At 74.0% G+C, this 21,109-nt stretch carries 16 protein-coding genes, 1 tRNA gene and 4 pseudogenes; 14 read left to right on the forward strand and 7 right to left on the reverse strand.

Annotation, left to right across the window (positions count from 1 at the left end; translation table 11 throughout):
• The 5 genes and pseudogenes from B9S58_RS12400 to B9S58_RS12420 all read left to right on the forward strand — a co-directional run.
• Window positions 1–665 (forward strand): annotated as a pseudogene (locus tag B9S58_RS12400) (ATP-binding protein); the annotation flags it as partial.
• Window positions 662–1,096, forward strand: a complete 435-nt coding sequence (locus B9S58_RS12405; protein ID WP_103532182.1) for a roadblock/LC7 domain-containing protein — start codon at window positions 662–664, stop codon at window positions 1,094–1,096. The pseudogene B9S58_RS12400 and the gene B9S58_RS12405, both read left to right, overlap by 4 nt.
• 2 nt (window positions 1,097–1,098) lie before the next feature.
• Window positions 1,099–1,470: a DUF742 domain-containing protein gene (locus tag B9S58_RS12410; protein ID WP_006128964.1), complete on the forward strand. Its 372-nt coding sequence runs from the start codon at window positions 1,099–1,101 to the stop codon at window positions 1,468–1,470.
• On the forward strand, window positions 1,448–2,071 hold the full coding sequence (locus tag B9S58_RS12415) for an ATP/GTP-binding protein (RefSeq protein ID WP_103532183.1): 624 nt from the start codon (window positions 1,448–1,450) through the stop codon (window positions 2,069–2,071). The genes B9S58_RS12410 and B9S58_RS12415 overlap by 23 nt, the downstream gene beginning before the upstream one ends.
• A complete protein-coding gene (locus tag B9S58_RS12420) occupies window positions 2,068–2,652 on the forward strand; it encodes a GAF domain-containing protein (protein ID WP_103532184.1) in 585 nt (194 codons plus the stop codon). Before B9S58_RS12415 ends, B9S58_RS12420 begins: the two co-directional genes overlap by 4 nt.
• Before the next feature lie 25 nt (window positions 2,653–2,677).
• On the opposite strand, the gene B9S58_RS38990 is transcribed toward B9S58_RS12420, so the two are convergent.
• From B9S58_RS38990 to B9S58_RS12440, 4 genes and pseudogenes are all read right to left on the reverse strand, one after another.
• A complete protein-coding gene (locus B9S58_RS38990) occupies window positions 2,678–3,220 on the reverse strand; it encodes a LacI family DNA-binding transcriptional regulator (protein ID WP_103532185.1) in 543 nt (180 codons plus the stop codon).
• On the reverse strand, window positions 3,124–3,516 hold the full coding sequence (locus B9S58_RS38995; RefSeq protein WP_258044411.1) for a hypothetical protein: 393 nt from the start codon (window positions 3,514–3,516) through the stop codon (window positions 3,124–3,126). The genes B9S58_RS38990 and B9S58_RS38995 overlap by 97 nt, the downstream gene beginning before the upstream one ends.
• Window positions 3,517–3,736: 220 nt before the next feature.
• Window positions 3,737–4,637: pseudogene (locus B9S58_RS12435) on the reverse strand (transketolase family protein).
• Between the two features lie 76 nt (window positions 4,638–4,713).
• Window positions 4,714–5,424 (reverse strand): transketolase, encoded by a 711-nt coding sequence (locus tag B9S58_RS12440; protein WP_103532187.1) that lies wholly within the window; start codon window positions 5,422–5,424, stop codon window positions 4,714–4,716.
• Window positions 5,425–5,551: 127 nt separating this feature from the next.
• Here B9S58_RS12440 and B9S58_RS12445 point away from each other — a divergent pair.
• A tRNA-Pro gene (locus B9S58_RS12445) sits at window positions 5,552–5,625 on the forward strand.
• Window positions 5,626–5,642: 17 nt separating this feature from the next.
• Here B9S58_RS12445 and B9S58_RS12450 read toward each other — a convergent pair.
• Window positions 5,643–5,897 carry a hypothetical protein gene (locus tag B9S58_RS12450; protein WP_103532188.1) on the reverse strand — a complete coding sequence of 85 codons (255 nt, stop codon included), beginning with the start codon at window positions 5,895–5,897 and terminating at the stop codon, window positions 5,643–5,645.
• Between the two features lie 8 nt (window positions 5,898–5,905).
• Between B9S58_RS12450 and B9S58_RS39955 the strand changes: the two are divergent.
• Window positions 5,906–5,956 (forward strand): annotated as a pseudogene (locus B9S58_RS39955) (hypothetical protein); the annotation flags it as partial.
• A gap of 126 nt (window positions 5,957–6,082) precedes the next feature.
• Here the strand turns inward: B9S58_RS39955 and B9S58_RS12460 are convergent.
• Both B9S58_RS12460 and B9S58_RS12465 read right to left on the reverse strand, forming a co-directional pair.
• The gene (locus tag B9S58_RS12460) at window positions 6,083–6,751 is read right to left on the reverse strand and encodes an amidase family protein (RefSeq protein ID WP_308457899.1); all 669 of its coding nucleotides are present in this window, start codon (window positions 6,749–6,751) and stop codon (window positions 6,083–6,085) included.
• A 17-nt stretch (window positions 6,752–6,768) separates the two neighbouring features.
• Window positions 6,769–7,242, reverse strand: coding sequence for a MarR family winged helix-turn-helix transcriptional regulator (locus B9S58_RS12465; protein ID WP_103532189.1), 474 nt, complete (start codon window positions 7,240–7,242; stop codon window positions 6,769–6,771).
• A 227-nt stretch (window positions 7,243–7,469) separates the two neighbouring features.
• Here B9S58_RS12465 and B9S58_RS12470 point away from each other — a divergent pair, with 227 nt between their 5' ends.
• The 7 genes and pseudogenes from B9S58_RS12470 to B9S58_RS12500 form a co-directional block, all read left to right on the forward strand.
• A complete protein-coding gene (locus B9S58_RS12470) occupies window positions 7,470–8,243 on the forward strand; it encodes a class III extradiol ring-cleavage dioxygenase (RefSeq protein ID WP_219818881.1) in 774 nt (257 codons plus the stop codon).
• Window positions 8,244–8,323: 80 nt separating this feature from the next.
• Window positions 8,324–9,259: an NADP-dependent oxidoreductase gene (locus tag B9S58_RS12475; RefSeq protein WP_103532190.1), complete on the forward strand. Its 936-nt coding sequence runs from the start codon at window positions 8,324–8,326 to the stop codon at window positions 9,257–9,259.
• A gap of 402 nt (window positions 9,260–9,661) precedes the next feature.
• Window positions 9,662–10,522, forward strand: a complete 861-nt coding sequence (locus tag B9S58_RS12480) for a DUF4132 domain-containing protein (protein ID WP_103532191.1) — start codon at window positions 9,662–9,664, stop codon at window positions 10,520–10,522.
• Window positions 10,519–15,714, forward strand: coding sequence for a hypothetical protein (locus B9S58_RS12485; RefSeq protein ID WP_103532192.1), 5,196 nt, complete (start codon window positions 10,519–10,521; stop codon window positions 15,712–15,714). The genes B9S58_RS12480 and B9S58_RS12485 overlap by 4 nt, the downstream gene beginning before the upstream one ends.
• Window positions 15,711–16,934: an AAA family ATPase gene (locus tag B9S58_RS12490; protein ID WP_103532193.1), complete on the forward strand. Its 1,224-nt coding sequence runs from the start codon at window positions 15,711–15,713 to the stop codon at window positions 16,932–16,934. Before B9S58_RS12485 ends, B9S58_RS12490 begins: the two co-directional genes overlap by 4 nt.
• A 3-nt stretch (window positions 16,935–16,937) precedes the next feature.
• Complete coding sequence (locus tag B9S58_RS12495) at window positions 16,938–20,774, forward strand: DUF5682 family protein (RefSeq protein ID WP_103532194.1); 3,837 nt, start codon at window positions 16,938–16,940, stop codon at window positions 20,772–20,774.
• Window positions 20,771–21,109, forward strand: a pseudogene (locus B9S58_RS12500) (hypothetical protein); the annotation flags it as partial. The gene B9S58_RS12495 and the pseudogene B9S58_RS12500, both read left to right, overlap by 4 nt.

Consider the following 21,109-nt stretch of genomic DNA (forward strand, 5'->3'; position numbering starts at 1 on the left):
CCCCGCCCCTCCAGCTGCGCGCCGAGCGCATCGACCGCCCCGCACCGCGCGCCTCCCCGTCCGAGCGTGACGGCCGGTCCGCACCGGCACCTGTCCACGAGCGCGACCACAGCCCGGCCCCGTCCCCCGCCCGGCCCGAGCTGCCCAAGCGGGCGAACCAGGAACACCTCGTCCCGCAGTTGCGCGAGGCGCCCGCCCCGCGCGTCGAGGACGAGCACGCCCTGCACGACCCGGGTCTCATGGCGGCCTTCCGGCGCGGCGTCGACCTCGCCGAGGCCCAGACCGCCCAGGAGGAGAGCCCCGACGGCGGACACGGGAACCCCGGCTCCACGGGCACCGGGGGGCGGACCGCACTCGACGCCCCGCTGGAGTCCCTCTCGCCCCTTCCCGTACGTGGAGCCACCGCCCCGCCCGACCGCCCCGGCCCGGATCGGACGACGCGGCCGGACCACACACTGCCCGCAGCCGGCCTGCCCCTACCGGACAGCTACCCGCCCGACGCGTACCCGCACGACAACGCCGCGTACCGGTGCGGCGCCTACGCCGACGGCGCCCACAACCGCGAAGCAGGCGAGCCCGGAGCATTCGAGGCCGAACCCTTCCTGCCGGGCCGGGCCGTCCCGGAACCCCGAAAAGACACCACCTTCAAGGAGTGGACACCATGACGAGCAACATGCAGTCCGGTCAGGTCTCGGACCTGGACTGGCTGCTGAGCGGGCTGGTCCAACGCGTGCCCTACACACGCAGCGCGGTCCTGCTCTCCTCCGACGGGCTGGTGAAATCCGTGCACGGCATGGACCCCGACAGCGCCGACCACATGGCGGCCCTGGCCGCCGGCCTGTACTCGCTGGGCCGCAGTGCCGGGGCCCGCTTCGGGGACAACGGGGACGTCCGGCAGGTGGTCGTCGAGCTGGACTCCACGCTCCTGTTCGTCTCCACCGCCGGATCCGGCACCTGCCTCGCCGTGCTCTCCGGGCGCGAGGCGGACGCCGCGGTGCTCGGTTACGAGATGGCGATGCTGGTCAAGAGCGTTCGCCCCTATCTGACGACCCCGCTGCGGCAGCCGGCCGGAGCGCCCTTCACTCCGGGGCTGTGACGATGCCGGCCCCGCAGGACGGGCCCCTGCTCGACGACGCGGCCGGCCGGCTGATCCGTCCGTACACGATCAGCAACGGCCGTACCCGGCCGTCCACCGCGTTCGACCTGCTGTCCCTGATCATGGCCACGGGCATCGAGCCGGACATCCCGCTCGGCCCGGAGCACACCGTGGCCCTCGGTATGTGCGAAGGGCCGATGTCCGTCGCCGAGATCGCCGCACACCTCCGGCTGCCCGCGGTCGTCGCCAAGGTCATCCTCTCCGACCTGGTCGCCTGCGGCGCGGTCACCGCGCACGCTCCCGCTTTCCACGACATGCCCACCGACCGATCCCTGCTGGAGGCAGTGCTCGATGGTTTACGACGACAGCTCTGACCGCACCGGAACCTCCGAGTTCTTTCCCGTGGCCCTCAAGGTCCTGGTCGCCGGCGGATTCGGCGTAGGCAAGACGACGTTCGTGGGTGCGGTCAGCGAGATCGCCCCGCTGAGCACCGAGGAACTGCTGACCCAGGTCAGTGTGGGGACGGATAGTCTGGACGGCGTCGAGTCCAAGACGGCCACCACCGTCGCCATGGACTTCGGCCGCATCACCCTCTCCGAGCAGCACGTGCTCTACCTGTTCGGCACACCGGGCCAGGAGCGCTTCTGGTTCATGTGGGACGAGCTCTCCCAGGGCGCGCTCGGAGCGGTGGTGCTGGCCGACACCCGACGCCTCGCCGAGTGCTTCGCCGCGGTGGACTTCTTCGAACGGCGCGGTATCGGATTCATCGTCGCCGTCAACGAGTTCGACGGTGCCTACCGCTACGAACCGGACGAGGTCCGCGCCGCGCTCGACCTCGGGCCCGAGGTGCCCGTCGTCCTGTGCGACGCCCGGATCGCCAGCTCCGGTACGGGCGCCCTCGTCACCCTCGTACAGCACCTCATCAACGCCACCTCGGCGCCCGCCCCACTCCAGACCTTCGGAGCCCACCCGTGACATCCTTCGCCACCGGCCGGATGCTCCTGACGCCCACCGACCGGCACGGCCCGGCCCGCGCACAGCGGCTGCGCGAGCTGGATCTCGGCGAACGCCCCGACGCCTCCTACGACAACTTCGACGCCTTCGCCGACAAGGTGGCCGAGGTCACCGCCACCCCCTTCTCGATGGTCAACTTCATCGACGAGAACCGGCAGTTCTTCGCGGGACTGCACACCCCGGCGGGCAACCGCGGTGGCCGGGACCTCGGATCGGCCGCGGCGGGCAGCAACCGCAGCAGCCGGTACCTGGCCCGCGACCACGGCTACTGCCCGCACGTCCTTGTCCGGCGCAAGGCCCTGGTCCTGGACGACGTCTGCGACTACCCGCGCTTCGCGGGCAATCCGGTGGTGGACGACATAGGCATCCGCTCCTATCTCGGGGCGCCGCTGATCGACCGCACCGGCATCGCGCTGGGCACCGTCTGTGCCGTCGACACCGTGCCGCGCCCCTGGGGGCGGGACGGGCTCGACACCATCAAGTCACTCGCCCGTGAACTCGTCCGCCAGATCGACGACCGGGAGGTCCCCCACCACTGCTGACGCCGCCCCGCAGGCGGCGCGGCGCTCAACTCCCGGGCGGAGCACCGGTGCTGCCACGCAGGACCACGTTCCCCTCGATCCGTAGCACTCGGAAGCGCCCCGCCCCCGACGGAGTCCGCGACGCGAGGGTGATCACCTGCTCGCCCATCTCCGTGAGCGGCAGTGCCACCGTGGTCAACGGCGGCGACGCCTCCCGTACGGCCGGGATGTCGTCGAACCCCGCGAGCGACGTGTTCTCGGGGACGCGTACGCCGGCCTCCCGCAGCGCGGCGAGCGCGCCGACGGCCATCACCTCGGTCACCGCGAACACAGCAGGTCGGCCGCGGGCCCCGGCAGCCGACAGCCGCCGTTTGCCCGCCCTCCCGGGTGAACGCGCCCCGCACCACGCGCGCCAGGGTGCGGCCTGCCCCGGCGAGCCCTTCGCGGAACCCCGCCAACCGACCGCCACCGCGGTCAGTTCGGGCGGCCCGCTCAACACCGCGATCTCCCGGTGCCCCAGCGCAACCAGTGTGGCCTCGGGCGCCGCCGCCCTGGACCGGTTCTCCGGCTGTACGGTGTCCACCCGCATGGACCGGTGCCGGCTGACCACCGCGACCCGGCCGCCCGCCCGCCCGCCCGGACGTACGGCTCCAGCTCCGGGTCCATCGCCCTCTTCCAGACCGGGTCCTGGAAACCGGAGCCGATCAGCAGGATGGCCCGCGCCCGCTGGGCCCGCAGCATCGAGACATACGCGATCTCCCGGGCCGGTTCGCGGAAGGTGGAGGCCAGCATCACCAGCAGGCCCTGCTCGGCGGCCGCGCGCATCATTCCGCCGGTGATGCCCGCGAAGCAGGGGTCGCCGACGTCGTGGCAGATCAGCCCCACCGTACGAGTGCCCTCGGGGCTTGCGAGGGCCTGGGCGTGGGGGTTGGGGATCTAGGGGCAACGCCGCTCAGCTAGGGCGGGTTGGTGGAGTCATATGCTCGGGGTCATTGCGAGGCCGGGTGGGGCGAGCGGTGCTGTCCCGGGGGCCGGGCGGGGCCGCGGGGCGTTCCTGCGGCCGGGCGGGTCGTGCGGTCGAGGTTCGCCGGGGCGGCCGCGCGGGTCAGGGGCGCAGGAAGCCGATGACCCGTTCCCGCAGACCCCGCGGGTCCAGGCCGTGCGCCGCGAGGTGCTCCTCCAACTGCCCGTACCGGCGCAGTTCGGCGCGGCCGACCCCCAGTCCGAGCACCCGGTGAGGCAGGTCCATGAGCGCTTCGCCCGCGGCGGCGGCGGAGGTGCCCGCCAGATACGGCTCCACGATCACCAGGTCTGCGGTCGAGGCCGCGCCGGCGGCCCGGCGCACGCCCGCCGCGTCGAACGGCCGCACGGTCGTCGCGTACAGCACGGTCACGTCGAGGCCCTCGGTGGCGGCGAGCACGTTGTCGAGCATGGGGCCTACCGCGACCACGGTCCCACGCTGCCCTTCGCGCACCACGGCGAAGCCGCCCGCGCCGCTCACCGGCCGTGCCTCCCGGTTCGCCTGGAGAGAGACGCACATACACCCGGTCGTCGCCGACGACCGACTCCCGCAGCAGGGCCTCGGCCTCGTCCGGATGGCCCGGCACGTGCACGGTCCAGCCGTCGAGCGTGTCCAGGAGGGCGACGTCACCGGGCGCCATGTGAGTGAAGCCCCCGGCCGGCCAGTCGTACGAGCCGCCGGCGCTCACCAGGATCCCGCCGACCCCCTGGTGCCCGAAGTCCAGCTTGACCTGCTCGAACGGCCGCTCGACCAGGAAGCTGGCGAAGGTGTGCACGATCGGCCGCATTCCCGTCAGGGCCATCCCCGCGCCGGCCCCGACCAGCAGCTGTTCCCGGATGCCGACGTTGACCACCCGGTCCGGGTGGGCGCGCCGGGCCGGGGCGAAGCCGTCGGCGCTGATGTCGGCGAGCACGACGGCCAGCCGGGGCTCCTCGTCCAGGAGCTGCGAGGTGGTGCTGATGAATCGGTCACGCATGGTGTCCATGAAGGGGTCCCTCCCGGGGGTCTCCGGTGTGCGAAAGCGGCAGGCGCACGGTGTTGGCCGTACGAGGCAGGTGCGGTCAGCTCTTGGGTTCGACGCGGGCGACGACGGCCAGCGGCCTGCCCGGGTGGGGCGTGGTGAACGCCGCGTACAGGGCCTCGTGGTCGCGGCCGTCCACGGTCACCGCCGCCCACCCGGCGGATGCGAAGCGGGAGGCGATCCCGCCGGGCCAGCCGTGGGTGGCGGACGCGTTGTCGATCACCAGCGTGTGGAGCTGTTCGAGCCCGGCCGGGCCCGCGTGGGCGATGGCTTCGTGGTTGCTGCCCTCGTCCAGCTCGGCGTCGCCGATCAGGACCCAGACCCGGGGATCGGTGAGGCCCTGGGCCCGCAGCCCCAGCACGGTCCCGACGGCGAGCGGCAGCCCGTGCCCCAGGGACCCGCTGCCGATCTCCGCCCCCGGCACCAGCAGCCGGTCCGGGTGATGCCCGAGCGGTGAGTCGTACGATCCGAAACCGGGCAGCAGCTCCTCACCGAAGAAGCCGTGGGCGGCGAGGACGGCGTAGTACGCCATCGGCCCGTGCCCCTTGGACAGCAGGAAGCGGTCCCGCCCGGGGGTATCGACCGAGGCCGGTGTGACCCGGAGCACCCTGTCGTAGAGGACCCACAGGGCGTCGAGCGTGGAATGGGCGGCGGGCGCGTGCTTCTCGGCGCCGGTCATCAGGGCGATCAGGCGGTCGAGGTCATGGAATTCGCGGAGGCCGCGTACCGGCGCGGCGGTCGTGTTCGTCATGACACCGAGCGTTCAACATCAACCGCGCTTGAGGTCAAGCGCGGAATGGTGTTGGTGACCACCTGCCGGAGTGCGGTATTGTTCTCATGCGCGTTCAGCCAGGGGAAACCCCAGGTCAGACGGGCAGCGGGACGTGGCGCAGCTTGGTAGCGCACTTGACTGGGGGTCAAGGGGTCGCAGGTTCAAATCCTGTCGTCCCGACTCGTGAGAGTCGTACATCAGGGGCGGCTTCGGAGAAATCCGAAGCCGCCCCTGATTATTTCGGGGACCAGGTGAGGGCGAGCGGTGTGCCGGCGTCGTACCGTCCAGATCCACTGGCTCGTGTCGATGGCGCCGACGCGGCACCCGGAGGCTTCTCCGGCCCGCAGGGCGAGATAGATGTTCGCGTCGTCGTATTCGGCGAGTTTCATGGTGGCGGGCGACGGGGACAGCCCTGCTTGCGCGGCTTCGACGGTGGACTGGAGCCGCTCCACTGCGGGTAGTGCGCGAAGTCGCTGCGACGGGCTCGTTCAGCGAGGCGGCGGCTTCCCTCGGCTACACGCAATCGGCTGTGCCCCGGCAGGTGAAAGCTGTCGAGTCCGCCGCGGCGTTCGCACGGCACGCGGCCGGCAGGCTGTCGGGCCTCGACGCCGCCGTCCGTGAGGTCAGCATGCTGCGGTCAGTATATCGCGGGCTGTGTGAAGATCGGTGCGACCCCGGCTGCGCTGCGGTTCTGGCTCCACGCGCCTGGGAATGGGGGCTGCCGGCCCTGGGGGGACTGGCTGCTGCCGGGTGTGGCGGTCTCCACCCCGGCGGCCTTCAGGTGTGCGGCCACCTGGCTGTCGTGGTCCGCGATGTGCCCGGCCCGGACGTCCGAGCTCGCCGTGGTGGGCGGGCCCGCGGCATGGATCAAGTCCTTGAGGGCCAAAGGGATCCCGTGCGGCGGGCTGCGCGGTCCGGTTTCGGAGACTTCCCGTTCGGCGTGAACCGCCGCGGCCGGAGCGGTGTCCGCCGAGACCGTGACGTAGGCGCCGAGCCTTCCGTCGACCGCGCCGATGCGTGTCGGTACGGATTCGGTGAGCTCGACCAGGGAAAGTGGTGGGTGCCGTGAAGTACGGGAAGCGGCCGTGCTGCTGACCTGGGACCGAGGTCTGTGCGCGCTGCCCGCTCCGGTCGGCGCGGGCCCGACGGGAATCCTCCGGAGCGCCGACCTGCCCGACGTCGGGGCGGCTGTTGGCGCGGCGGCGTCCGCCGCTGGGAGAAGAAGCGCGAGGTCGAGCTGTGCTTCGCTCGGAGTGCAGCGCGGGGATCCACCCGCCTCCCTCATGCGCGATGCCCGAGCGGCCATCGGCCCGAGGGCGGCGCTCAGCCTCCTTCGAGTTCCCGGCGCACCGTAGCGGCGATGCGGGTCAGCGCGGCTTCGAGGTGGCGGCGTTGAGCGGCGCTGAGCGGATCGAACACGAGCCGCTTCACCTGCGCGACGTGTTCCGGTGCGCTCTCGACGAGCTTCTGCCGGCCGGCGCCGGTCAGGGCGGCGAGGGTGTATCGGCCGTCGCCGGGGTCGGTTCGGCGGGCGACCCAGTCGCGGGCTTCGAACCGATCCATCACCTTCGACAGTCGGGGCTGGGTGCTGTCGCAGAGCCGGGCCAGTTCGCTGAGCCGCATCGTGGCGTAGTCGGCCATGGACAGCTGCGCCAGGACCCCGTACTCGAAGTTGGAGATGCCCGCGTCTCGCTGCAGCTGGCGGTCGAGGGCCGCCGGGAGGGCGATGACGACCGTGAGGAGCGCCTGCCACAGGTCCTGCTGGTCGTCGTCGAGCCAGGGCGACTGAGTATCCATGAGCCTCATCATACGTGCCCGGACAACTCGCATCACTTGCCTGGGCAACCCTCGATAGGCTAGTTCTTCACTTGCCCAGGCAAGTAAAAATACTTTCCTCGACAAGTGAAGGAGTTGATCTCGATGACGGCCACGAGCAGCCTGGCTCGGCCCTCCCCGCCGCGTGGTCCAGCCGCGGCGTACGACGACCTGCTCGCACGGGTCCTGCCACAGGCGGCGAACAGCGGGTGTGGAATCCCTCCGACGGGCCCCTGCCCAGTCTCTTCGTCAGCCACGGTGCCCCGTTCACCCTCGACGATCCGCAGTGGCTCGGCGACCTCTTCGACTGGGCACGGTCGATGCCCAAGCCCCGAGCTGTCGTCGTCATCTCGGCCCACTGGGAACGGGCGCCCGTCGCGATATTCCGGGCCGAGGCCGGCACCCCGCTCCACTACGATTTCAGCGGTTTCCACCCCCGGTACAAGACCCTTCCCTACGCGACCCCGAACGCCACCGACCTGGCTCGGCGACTCACGGGCCTGCTGGGCCGGACGCCTGTGCACGCGTTCGCCGACCGCGGCCTCGACCACGGCGCCTTCATCCCGCTCATGGCCATGTATCCCGCGGCCGGCGTCCCGGTCGTGCAACTGTCGATGCCCAGCCTCGACCCCAGCGCCCTGCTCGGACTCGGGGCACGCCTGCGTCCCCTGCGCGAGGAAGGCGTCCTCGTGCTCGGCTCGGGCTTCATGACGCACAGCTTCGCCGTCTTCCACCGGCCTGAGCTCGCCGCCGACACCGCGGCCTTCGACGAATGGGCCGTCGACGCCCTCGCCCGGGGCGATGTCGACGCCCTCACCGACTACCGCACCAAGGCACCGGGCGCCGAGGTCGCCCACCCGACGGCCGAGCACTTCGTCCCGCTGCTCCTCGCCGTCGGCGCCGCCGATGACCCAGCCGGCGCCGTGAGTGCCATCGATCGCATGGTGCTGGGCAACTCGACCCGGTCGGTGCAGCTGACCTGAGCGCCCCGACGCGCTTCACCGTCCCGCCCGACGCCCTCATCCGTCGGCGGCGACATCAACACACCCTGGAGGAGAATTTCATGAAGGCGATACGTTTCCACGAGTTCGGCAGCAGCGAGGTCCTGCGCTACGAGGACGTCGAGCGTCCGGTCCCCGGCGCCGGCCAGGTGCTGGTACGGGTGGCGGCCACGTCGTTCAACCCGGTCGACGACCACATCCGCGCCGGTTTCCTGGCCGAGATGATCCCGATCGCTCTGCCGTACGTGCCGGGTCTCGACCTGGCCGGAACCGTCGTCGAACTCGGTTCGGAGCTAACCGGCCCCAAGGCCGGCGACCGCGTCGTGGCGATGCTGCCCCTCGACTCCGCCGGCGGCGCCGCCGAGTACGTGCTCGCCCCGGCCGACTCGCTCGCCCCGGCGCCTCGGACGACCGAGCTGGTCGACGCCGCGGCACTGCCGCTGACCGGCCTGGCGGCGTGGCAGACCGTGTTCGAGCTCGCCGAGCTGAAGCCCGGTCAGACCGTGCTGGTCAACGGAGCGGGGGGCGCGGTGGGCAGCCTCGTGGTGCAGCTCGCCGTCGACGCAGGGGCACACGTGACGGCGGTGGACTCATCGCAGCACGCCGACCGCCTTCGGGGCTACGGCGCGGACCGGGTCACCGGCCCCCTCGACCTCGCCGCGGGCCCGGGCGCTGTGGGCGGCCCGTTCCAGGTCGTGGTGAACCATGTGCGCGTCTCCCCGGAGGAGCTCGCGCAGTTGACGCCCTACGTCGCCGACGGCGGGGTCTCCGCCAGCACGGCCGGACCGATTCCCGAGGACCCCGCCCGAGGCGTGCGCAGCGCGAGCCTGTGGGTCCGCAGCGACGGATCCCAGCTGACCGAGCTGGTCGCCAAGGTGGATGCCGGCACGCTCCGGGTCCATGTCGCCGCCCACCGCCCGGTGGCCGAGCTGGCCGCAGTGCATGAGGACGCCGGAGCCGGGCGGCTGCCCGGCAGGACGGTCGTACGCGTTCCCTGACCGCACCCGATCGGGCCGCACGCTGCTCGCGCTCCGAACTTCGGCGCGGCAGCCGGGGCGAGGGGGCCGACGTTCTCGGCCCCCTCGGCCGTCGACGCCCTCTCACCCCTGGCGCCCTCTCACCCGTGGCGCCCCCTCACTCCCGGCGCCCCCTCATCCCCGGCGTTCCGCCCGTCGCTCCGGCGGGTTCCGTGGCGTAGCTGATCGGTCCTCGGCGCGACGGTGGGCACGACGGGCCGTCCTCCTGGGGTGTGGGCCGCCGGGCGATGTGGAGGGGGTCCGAACCCATTGTCACTGGGGCCGCTTAGAGTCTCTTCCACTCGTCACGGTGCGTTGCCGCCGACGGGTCTTATCAGCGTGCCACCGGTTCGGCGGCCGTTCGGAAACAGGGGAGAACAGCGCATGGGGTGGGTTTCGGCAGGCGACTATGAAGTCGCCCTGGAGGCGGGCAAAGTGGTCTGCCGCAACGGGAAGGGACGACGGCTGAAGTCCGTTCCGGCCAGGTTGAAGGACGACCCCGCGGTCATCGGTCTCCGGCAGCTGACCGAGTGGCTGGAGCGGCACGAACGCCGGTGCGTGACCGACGTCGAGCAGTGGATGGTGCGTTCGCTGCCCGTTCCCACGGCCGTGCTCGCCCGGGTCTGGCCCGATCCGGCGTGGCAGGCGGCCCTGCGGGACGTGGTGGTCACCGGCGCCGGCGGCGGGGTCGCGGGGTTTCTGCGCGACGTCGATTCCGAGCGCGGTCTGGGCCTCGTCGACCTGGACGGTGACACGGTCCGCATCACCCCGGACGTGGTCAGCGTGCCCCACCCCGTCCTCCTCGACGACCTCGACGAGCTGCGGGAGTTCGCAGTCGAACTGAGGGTGCGCCAGAACGTGGAGCAGCTGTTCCGTGAGGTGTGGCACCGCCCGCCCGGCCTCGCCCCGGAGACCACTTCCGTGGACACCTACGCCGGCGGCGTGTTCAAGGAACTGCGCTTCCTGCACGGCCGCGTCACCCAACTCGGGTACCGGTCGCGCGGGGGGTACGCGGTCTGCCCGGTGGTCGAGGACGGCGCCACCGCCGAGGCCCGCATCTGGATCGGCGAGCACGACGGATACGACGCGTACGACACCGAGACGGGCCCCCTGGGCTGGACCGACCCCGCGGGGCGCGCGCTGACGGCCGCCGAGGTCGGCCCCGTGGCGTGGTCCGAGGGCATGCGGATGGCGGCGGCGCTCTACGCCGGCCGCGACGTGGCGGACGAGGAGCGGGCGGCATGAGCATCACGACGACGAACACCGACGCGAACACGACGGCAGCGGGCGCGGCGACTCTTCCCGGCCAGGCCCGGGGCGGGAGCCCCTCCGGCCGCGCCGCCGAGGCCGGCGCGACGGCCCTGCTGGACGCGGGTGCGATCCTCCCGGCCGGCACCACCGGCCGGGACGACGCCGACGCGCTGACCGCCCGCACCTACACGCACACCGCCCTCGGCGACCGCCCCGTGGTCCGGCTCGTGCCCGGCACGCTGGGCGAAGCCGAGGACCTGGCCCTGGAGTTCCTCGGGCTGGCCCGGACCGCGGAGGCCCCGGTCGTGGGTCAGGTGCGCCGCGAGACGCTGGGCTTCCCGGCCTGGGCGCTCGTCAACGACCCGGCCAACGGGCACCACGCCCTGGCCCTGGTCAAGGACATCGAGCGGCTGGGCCGGCAGGCCAGGACCCGTGCCGGAGCGGCCAAGGAGGGCTTCGACGCACTCGGTGCCCGGCTCGGCCGGGCCGTGCCGCACTTCCTTCCCACCTACCACGAGCAGGTGGCGCGCCTCTTCCTCCAGGCCGAGAACACCAGCTACGCCGCCTCCTTCTTCGGCAAGGCCCGTGAAGCCGAGCGGGTGCACGGGCTGGTCGTGGACGAGGAGCGGCAGCGGGCCGTCTTCCTGGAGTTCGCCCTCGCCGGCGCGCTGACGGTCAAGGCGCTCCGGCAGTACGTACGTGACCTGGTGGCCCGGCTCGCACCGGCGGACGCCTGGGAGCAGTTCCGCCGTCTGCTGGTCGAGCGCTGCGCGGCCGGCATGCCGCCGTACGCGGCGCTGCCGCAGGACGTGCGCGCTCTCGTCAGAGCCGCCGGGCTGGACCGCGAGGCCGCCGAGCAGAAGCTGGTGGCCGACCTGATCGGCTCGCCGGGAGTCGTCCGCGCACCCGCCTCGTTCTGGACGGCCTACCGCTCCCCGCTCATCGACCTCGCCCGACGGGACGCGGCTGTGAGGGCCCGCCTCCTGGGCTTCTTCCCGGAGACCTTCAGCGAGAGCGGCCCGGACGCGGACGGCGAACCCGGCTGGCTCGCTCTGCTGGCCGCGTCCGGCGCCGAGGACCTGCTGACGGCCCTCCCGGACACCTCCGACAACGCGCCTTCCGACTCGGCAGCCCTCTCCGCCCCGTCCGTCTCCCCGGCGGACTGGCTCGCCCGCTGGGAGGCACACCGCCGGCGTAACCGGGTCACCTCGGGCCGCTGCCCGGGAACACTCGACCTGGCCGCCCGGATGGCGGCCCGGCTGCGCGCCGAGGGGCGCCCCGTCGACCTGTTCCAGGGCCGCTGGCAGCGCACCGCCGATCTGGACCTTCTCGACCTCTGTCTGGCCTCCGGCGTCCCCGTCGCCGAGCCGGACGACCAGGACGCGGGGACCGCGCGGTCCCCCGGTGTCCCGATCGGCCCGTGGCTCACCGACACCACGCCCGGCGCGCGGGATCTCACCGCCGTCGCTGATCGGCCGGTCTTCCGCGCCCTGCTGAGCCGGAACGTCGGGGCCCTCGGCGACGGACGCGGCCAGCGGCTGAGCGACGCCGGCCTGGCGAAGATCGCGGCGCACCCGGTGCTCTCCGTCATCCTGCGGGAGTGGCTGACCGCCCGTGCCGAGGAGTACTCGGCCGCGCGAGGGCTCCCCGGGCTGCGCACCGCTCTCAACAGGCTCTCGGCGTTCGGCGCCGTGATCTCAGACGCCGCCCCGGAAGCCGTACGACTCCTCGAGAGCCACGATGTCGTACCGCTGCTGGCTGCCACCCTGCGTACCGGCGTCCTCGACGAACTGGGCTGGCCCGCGCTCGACGAGACCTACGCCGAACTGGCCTCCGAGACCGCCGCCACGCGGCAGCAACGCCACCGGCGGGAGAGCGTCGGCGTCACGGGCGCCTGGCCCGCGCTGATCCTGAACACTCTGGAACGGGCCGTCGTCATCGGCCCGGAAGGCATTCTGCTGCGGCACACCCTGCGGCTGCCCGCCACCGTCGACCACTGGCGGACGATCGCCTTGCGTTACGTCGACGGCGAGTTGCTGGTCATGTGGTGGGAGGACGGCAAGCAGCGCGGCTACTGGTCGCACCGCCCCACCGAAGTGTTCACCGTCGGCGGCGAGCAGATTCCCCGATGGGGCGGCTCCGGCCCCTCCGACGAGGTCTGCCTGCCGCTGCCCGGAGGCGGCCGCGCCACGGGCGGCAAGGCGCTGCACGCGGGCGACACGTCCCTCCCGCCTCAGCGCGCGGTCATCTCCGACGGCTCCGGCTACTGGCGAGAGGGCCACCAGGGCACGCAGCGGGTGTGGCTGGAGTACGACCCGGCCGGCGGCACGCACGGCCGCGCCTCCCTCCCCGCCTTCCTCCGCTCCGGGGTGCGGGACGGCACCCGGCTGCTCGCCGAGCACTGCCAGGTGCTGCCCCTCCAGCCCGGTCTGGAGACCACCCCGTTCGGCACGGACGGCACGGTTCTCGGCCGCTGGGTCCGCCGCACGGTCACCGAGACCGGCACGGCCCCACCCGCCGACGGGCACCGGATCGTCGCCGGCACCCCCGACGGCCACACGGTCATGCTGCCGCACCCGCTGCCCGGCGGCGGCTCCCCGGTGCCGCTCGGCGCCCTCACCCTGCCCGGCGGGTCACGGCCGGTCGCGGCCCTGAACCACCGCTCCGTGGAAGCGCACCCGGCGGACACGGACGGCACCGGTGGAAGCCTGTGGTCCGTCACCACCGACTCCTCCGGTGGGAACGACGCGGCGGGTACCCCCTACGTGCCTCCCGTCGCCTACTGGCACGCCCTGCGTCCGAGGGACGAGCGGGGCTCCACCGCCCTGCGGAACCTGACGGACTCCCGGGCGGAGGAGCTGTTCGACGAGGTCGCCGCCGCGGTCGCCCGGCACCTGGAGGCGTTCCGGGCCGTCGAGGAGTACACCGGGCCCTCCTCGCGGGAGCTGACCGAGCAGGCCGCCGCCCGGGTGTTGCCCGAGGTGTCCGACGCCCGGCTCCTCGCGGGCGTCACCGCGTTCGTCCGGAACGCGGTGGACCGGGCTGTCGCAGCCGCCCGGTACCTGGAACCGCCCGAGCCGGTGCAGCCGGCCACTCCCCGGAACGCCGCCCGCACCAAGGGCATGTTCTTCGACCACGAGCCCGAGCACGCCGACGACACGACGCTGCGGGACGCCTCCGCCTGGGGCTCCGAGCGGATGCACGGCACCTGGTGGGGAGCCGGGAACCGGTGGACCGCGATCCGCCAGATCCTCGCCGTCAACCATGTCCTCGGCGGCGAGCCGGCGTTCGGCCCGCCCACCCCGTCGAAGGTCCCGTTCACCCCCGTGGACGGCTGGCAGCGGGACGAGTACACCGTGCCCGGCGACTCCCTCACCTGGACCTCCCTCCTCGACAAGCTGCCCGAACTGGCCTACCGGGCCGCCTCGGCGACCACCTCGCCCGAGCACCGCACCGGGCTCCTCGTGCTGCTGGAAGCCCTCGCCGCGGGCCCGCTGGCCGACCCGGCGGGCACGGTCCGGCTGTTGGAGCTCGTCGAACCGCTCGGCGAAGGTGCACCCGGGCGGGGACGCCCCGAGGCCGTGCACCGCCTCGGCCAGGTACTGCGCAAGGGCACCCGCACGGTCGTGGTCCTCGCCGACCGCGGCCGGAACTCCCGGGACGACGCGGCACGCTGGCTCGCCCTGGACCACGACCCGACCGGCGCCTTCGGTCCCGTCCCCGGTTTCACCCTGGACCGGGAGCGCGTTCACCGGCAGGGCATCGCCCGCGACCGGCTCACCCGGCTCACCGCCCTGGTACGGGAGCAGGGCCCGGCGCCCTGGCGCCCGGAGGCCGCCGAGGCGTTCCACACGGCCACCGGAATCGGTTCCCTCCAGTCGGCCGCCCTGTTGTCAGCAGCCGTCCAGGAACCCGGCGCCGAGGCGCTCGCGCTGCTCGGGGCGAAGACACGTGCCTTTGAAGCGGCCCAGGCCAGGCTGGACGCCCTGCCCCGCGACGACCGGCACGCCCTGCTCCGGGCGCTGCTGCCCGAGGACCCGGCCGAGCTGTGGTCCACGGGCCCCGGCGTCCGGGCCACCGCCGAGGTCTGGCAGGAGCGCCTGGCCGCCCTCGCCCGCGTCCCCGAGGAACTGGACCTCGATCTCTCGGGCACCACGGCGGGCGCCGTCGACCAGATCCTCAACGCGGACTCCCGGACCTGGCTCGCCCACGGCACCGCAGTCCAGGACGGCACCGGTCGCCCGGGCCTGCGCGTGGCGGGCGCACGCGGTACGGTCGCCTCCGCCCTGACCGCTCTGCACACCCTCGCCTACACACTGCCGTACAGGCACCCCCTGCGGGCGCACCTGCCCGTCGGGCGTGCGGCCCTGCGTGGCCGGCTCACCGCCCCGGACCTGGTGCTGGACCTCGGTCTGCACTGGACCGAGTCGGGGGGCTCGATCGGCGCCACGGTCCGCGCCGCCCACGGGCTCCCCGAGTCCGGCGGCGCCGACGCCGACGGACTGGTCCGGGCCGGCACGGCGCTGCTCCTCGCCCCCGGCTACGGCAACAACGAGAAGCTGCTGATTCGCCCGGCCGGCCTGGCAGGCCCCGACGACCCGGCGTTCGGCCTTGTCGAGGGCACCGTCGGCAGGCACAGCACCGGCGATCTTCTCGCCCTGCGCGCACTGCTGGGCGAGGAGACCGACGCGTTGGCCTCGACGGGCGCCCCCGACGGCTCCCCGCACCACCCGGCCCAGGACCCGACGCGAACGGTGCCGGACCTGGTGGCCGAGGCAGCCGACGCCCTCGACCTCAGCGCGGACGCCGCCGCCCTCTACCTGATGCTGCTCGCGCTGCCCGACCCCACGGACCGCAACTGCGTCCGCTGGACCGAGTGGAAGCCGGCACGGATCAAGAAGGCCCGGGCGGAACTCGCCGCCACCGACCTCGTCGTGGAGGCGAAGCGCTCCCGCGCCGGCCGCACCCTGTTCCTCCCCTGCGGCTGGCTGGAGCGCGGCGCCCCCGGACTGCCGCTGGAGACCTGGAAGGAACGCCTGTACCCCGTGGTCGGGTCCACCCGGACCCTGCCCCACCTCCCCGTGCCCGCGCTGTTCGCAGCCGCCTGGGCACGGGTCCGCGGCGGCGACGCCCCCGCCTTCGAAGAACTGGACACCCGCGCAACCCGGAAGGGCCGCCGTCGATGACGAACGACACCACGACCGCCATGGACAGCACCACCACGTCCCGCGTCCCGGGCCAGGCGGCGGTGCCCGGCCGGCAACACCGCCAGATCACTCTCCCCGAGGACCGTTACGCCACCGAGCTGGCCTTCCTCGCCGCCCACGACCCCGGGCCCCGGCCGCCCGGCTGGCTGCTCACTCCGCGCGCCGTCGTCACCTTCGTGACGGGCAGCGCGGGCGAGGCACTGGGCCTGCCGAAGGGCACCAGGCCCGCTGCCGGGGTGCCGCGCCGCCTGGTGATCGAGCAGAAGTTCGTCGGCGAGCGTGCCCTGGTCGAACGGTGCGTGGTCACCCTCGCCGGGGAACGCGGACTGCTCCTCGTGGGTGAACCCGGCACCGCCAAGTCCATGCTTTCCGAGCTGCTGTCGGCGGCCGTCTGCGGCACCAGCGCGCTCACCGTGCAGGGCACCGCGGGCACCACCGAGGACCAGCTCAAGTACGGCTGGAACTATGCGCTGCTGCTCGCCCAGGGGCCCACCGAGCAGGCCCTGGTGCCCTCCCCGGTCCTCGCCGCCATGACCCGCGGGGCCGTCGCCCGCGTCGAGGAGGTCACCCGCTGCCTGCCGGAGGTCCAGGACGCCCTCGTGTCACTGCTCTCCGAGCGGCGGATCGCGGTCCCCGAACTCGCGGGCGGCGAAGGCGCCCAGGTGCACGCGGCCCCCGGGTTCACGCTCATCGCCACCGCCAACCTGCGGGACAAGGGCGTATCGGAGATGTCCGCCGCGCTGAAGCGTCGCTTCAACTTCGAGACCGTGGGCCCCATCGGGGACGTGGACGCCGAGACCGCGCTCGTCCGGAGCCAGTCGCGGGCAGCCGTCGAACGCGTGGGCGCCGCCTACCAGGTGGACGACGCGGTCCTCGAAGCCCTGGTCACCGCCTTCCGCGACCTGCGCGAGGGCCGCTCCGTGGAGGGCTGGGAGGTCGAGCGACCCTCCACGGTGATGAGCACGGCGGAGGCGGTCTCCGTCGCGGGCTCCCTGGGCCTGGCCGCCGCCTACTTCCCCGGCGACCGGGACGTGCTCTCCCTCCTGCCCGGCCATCTGCTCGGTGTCGTACGAAAGGACGACCCCGCCGACGCCGCACGGCTGCTGGGGTACTGGGACGGGCCGGTGCGCAGGCGCGCGGAGCAGGGGGCGGCCACCTGGCGTGCCCTGTGGGACCTGCGCGCGGTGCTGGAGAACTGACGGATGAGCGAGTCGACCATCCCCGGGACGCGGTCCACCGCCGAGGCGGCTCCCACCGCCGAGGTGTCGCCCACCCCCGGCGCGCCGGCAGCTTCCCCGGCGCAGGGCCCGGCGGCCGGGCCCGCCACTTCCGCGGCCGGACCTGCTGCCCCGGAATCCGGTCCCGCCACCTCGGAAGCCGCGGTGGCGGCCCTCGCGGCGACCGGGCCCGGTGCGCCGTTCCTGATCGGGGTACGCCATCACGCGCCCTCGCTGGCGGCCGCCCTCCCTGCGCTGCTGGACGCGGCGGCCCCCGACGTCCTCCTCGTCGAACTGCCCGCCGAGTTCCAGCCCTGGCTGGGCTGGCTCGCCCACGAGGAGACCGAGGCCCCGGTGGCGCTGGCCGCCGTCCCCGCCGACGGGCCCGGACCCACCGCGGCAGGCGAGCGGGGGCCGGCCTTCTACCCGTTCGCGGACTTCTCGCCCGAACTGGTCGCTCTGCGCTGGGCGGCGAGAAACGGAGTCCCGGCGGTGGCCTGCGATCTGCCGCTGGCCGACCGGGCGTGGGCGGGGGGCGGCACCGACACCCCCGCCCCTGTCCCCGGCGCCGACTCCACACCCGTGCCGGGGGAGGGGCACGGGCTGGCCGCCGCGCTCCGGTCCCGGCTCACCGGCCGGGACGGCGACGACCTGTGGGACCGGCTGGTGGAGACCCTCGCGCCCGGTTCGACACCCGAGGCGCTCCGCCGTGCCGCCCTGCTCACCGGCTGGGCGCTGCGCTACGAGGCCGAGGCGCGGGGCGGGGTGCACGGCACGGACCTGGTGCGCGAGGCGTGCATGCGCGGACATGTCGCCGAGGCCCTGGCGAGCGGGCGGCGGCCCGCCGTGGTGGTGGGAGCCTTCCACACCCCGGCCCTGCTGCCGTCCGCCGCCGCGGCCGCCGGGGGCCCCGCGCCGGAAGCGCCGGAAGAACCAGCAGCACCGGACCGGGCCGCCGAGCCCGGGCCGGGCGTGAACGGGCACGTGAACGGCGCAGCCGGGACTGCGGCGTGCACGGTTTCCTTGGTGCCGTACACGTACCCGCTGCTCGACTCACGCTCCGGCTACCCGGCCGGCATCCGGGACCCGGAGTGGCAGCACACCGTCCTGGACGCAGCCGGGGACCCGGCGGCGCTGCACGAGGCGCTGGTCCGCACCGCGGTCCGCGTCTGCGCCGCCCTGCGTGAACAGGGCCACCCCTACGGCCCGGCGGACGGCCGGGAGGTCGTCCGGGTGGCCGGCGACCTGGCCCGCCTGCGCGGCCTGCCCGCCCCCGGCCGCGGTGAACTCCTGGAAGCCGTGCAGACGGTGCTGGGGCGCGGCGAGACCTACGGCACGGGCCGCGCCGTCGCCCGGGCCCTCGAACACGTACTCGTCGGAGCCCGCACCGGACGGCCCGCACCCTCCGCTCCGCGCAGCGGACTGGGCCCCGCCGTAGAGGGCGAGACCGAGGCGCTCGCGCTCCCCGGGCCGGAGGACGCGCACGAGAAGACACCGCGTGACCTGAGGCTCGACCCGGCGCGCTCCCCCCTGGACCGGCGCCGCGAACTGCTGCTGCGCAGGCTGACGGTGTGCGGCATCCCGTACGCGCAGGAGCAGGGGGTGTCCGGTGCGGCGGGCGGTGCAGGACTCACGACACGCTGGCAGGTGCGGTGGACCCCGGCGACGGCCGCGATGCTCACCGCCGCCGGGGCCCGCGGCGTCACCCCGGCCCAGGCGGCCGAGGGCGTGCTGCGGCAGCGGCACGCGGCCGAGCGTGCGGAGGGCGGCCCGACGGCCGCCCAGGTCGTCCGCGGCCTTACCGAGGCCGCCGAGTGCGGGCTCCCCGCCCTGGCCGAGGAACGGCTGACGGAACTCGCGGCAGTACTCCCCGCGAGCGGTACCCTTTCCGAACTCCTCGCCGGACTCGACCTGCTGGATCGCCTCGACGCCGGCCACCTGCCGGGCCTGGCCGCGCCCGACGGCCCCTCGGCCCCGGACTCCACCGCCTCCGCCCGTGCCGCCCGCACCGCGCACGCGGCCGAACTCCTGACCTCGGCCGCAGTCCGCCAGGTCGACGGCCTGACCGGCACCGAGGAACCCGAAGACGCCCGGGCGCTGCTCGAACTGGCCCAGCGGGCCGACCGGGTGGGCGGCATCCGGCTCACCGACGCCCTGGCCCGGCTGGCCGCCGACGGCACCCCGTTGATCGCCGCGGCCGCAGGAGCGGTCAGGGTGCTCACGGGCCACGAAGAGGCGGAGTCCTTCGGGGGGCGCGTCGCCTCCTGGGTGGACGGAGCCGTGGACAGCACCTCCCGGGCCGCGCTCACCGCCCGCCTCACCGGTGTCCTGACGGTGGCGGGCCCGCTCCTGACCGTCGGCGTGGGCGCCCTGGACCCGTTGCTGCACCGGGTCGTCGAACTGGACGACACCGCGTTCCTGGCCCGGCTGCCGGCCCTGCGCGGTGGCTTCGACACCCTGAGCCCGGCCGCCCGGGACCGGCTGCTGGACACCGTCGAGGAGCGGCTCGGCGAACGGGTGGACGCCCTGGACGCGGACGACCCGGCCGAACTGGTGCGCCGAACGGTCGCCGACCTCGCGGCCCGCGAGCTCCTGACCGGCCTCGGCCTGCCGGTCCCGCCACCCGCGTACGACGACCGGTTCCCCCCGCCGGCCGGCCGGCCTGCCGCAACGCGCCCCACCGCCGCACCTTCCGCCGAGGCCGCCCCCTCGCGGACGCTCGCGCCCGCCGACCGCTGGCGGCTCGTGCTCGGCCGGCGTGCCGACCAACTGCCGTCCGGCGCCGTCCGCCTGGCGACAGCTCTGGACGAGCTCTACGGCACGGGACACGGCGAAGGATCCCGCAGCGGTCTGCCCGGCCCCGGTCACGGCGGCGGCCGGGAACCGTCTTTCCCCGGCGTCCGCGAGTGGTCCGAGGAACTGGCCGCGCTGTTCGGCCCCGGCGTCCGCGAGGAGGTCCTCGCCGCCGCGGCCGTGACAGGACGGCAGGACGTCCTCGCCGAACTCGACCCGGCGGCCGCCACTCCCTCCGTGGAACTGCTCCGGACGATCCTGCGGTACGCCGGCGGTCTCCCCGAAGCCCGCCTCGCGGCGCTCCGGCCCCTGGTCCGCCGCCTGGTCGACGAACTGACCCGGCAGCTCGCCACCCGGCTGCGACCGGCCCTCACCGGCACGATGTCGGCCCGGCCCACCCCCCGCCCCGGCGGCCGGCTGGACCTGCCGCGCACACTGCGCGCCAACCTGGCCACGGCCCGCCGGACGGCCGACGGAACGATCCAGGTGATCCCTGAGAAGCCCGTGTTCCGAAGTCGCGCCCGCAGGTCGGCCGACTGGCGCCTGATCCTGGTCACCGACGTCTCCGGATCCATGGAGTCGTCCACGATCTGGTCCGCACTGACCGCTTCCGTGCTCGCCGGGGTGCCGGCCCTGAGCACCCACTTCCTGGCCTTCTCCACGGAGGTCGTCGACCTCACCGGCCATGTGCACGATCCCCTCTCCCTCCTGCTGGAGGTGAGTGTGGGCGGGGGCACGCACATCGCCGCCGGGCTGCGGCACGCCCGCAGCCTGATCGAGGTGCCCAGCCGCACCCTCGTCGTCGTCATCAGCGACTTCGAGGAGGGCGGGCCGCTCGCCGGACTGCTGGCCGAGGTGCGGGCTCTGGTGACCACCGGCTGCCACGTCCTCGGGTGCGCGAGTCTCGACGACGCCGGCCGGCCCCGTTACTCGACGGGCGTCGCCGGGCAGCTCGTGGCCGCCGGGATGCCCGTGGCGGCCCTCAGCCCACTCGAACTGGCCCGCTGGATAGGGGAGAAGACCGCATGAAAGCCGACCGGTTGCCACCCGTCGCGCCGGAGGTCACGGCCACGCTCGTGGAGGACCTCTCACCCCGGCTGCGCAAGCGGCTGGACGCGGCGGTCACCAAGCTCGGCACCCGCACGACGCACCGCGACGGGGACACGGTGACGATCGAGGTCGACGACGAGACCGAGTTGCGCCTGCATGCCCCGGGCGGCGTGGTGGCGACGACGGACGCCATCACCTGCGGCTGCCTCCTCGCCCCGGCATGCGTCCACCGCGCGGCCGCCGCCTGCGCCGCCCCCACGGCGGACCCGGCGCCGGAGCTCGCCGACCGGCCCACCCCGGCGGTGCCCGAACCC

The sequence above is a fragment of the Streptomyces sp. SM11 genome (assembly GCF_002910905.1).
GTDB lineage: Bacteria > Actinomycetota > Actinomycetes > Streptomycetales > Streptomycetaceae > Streptomyces.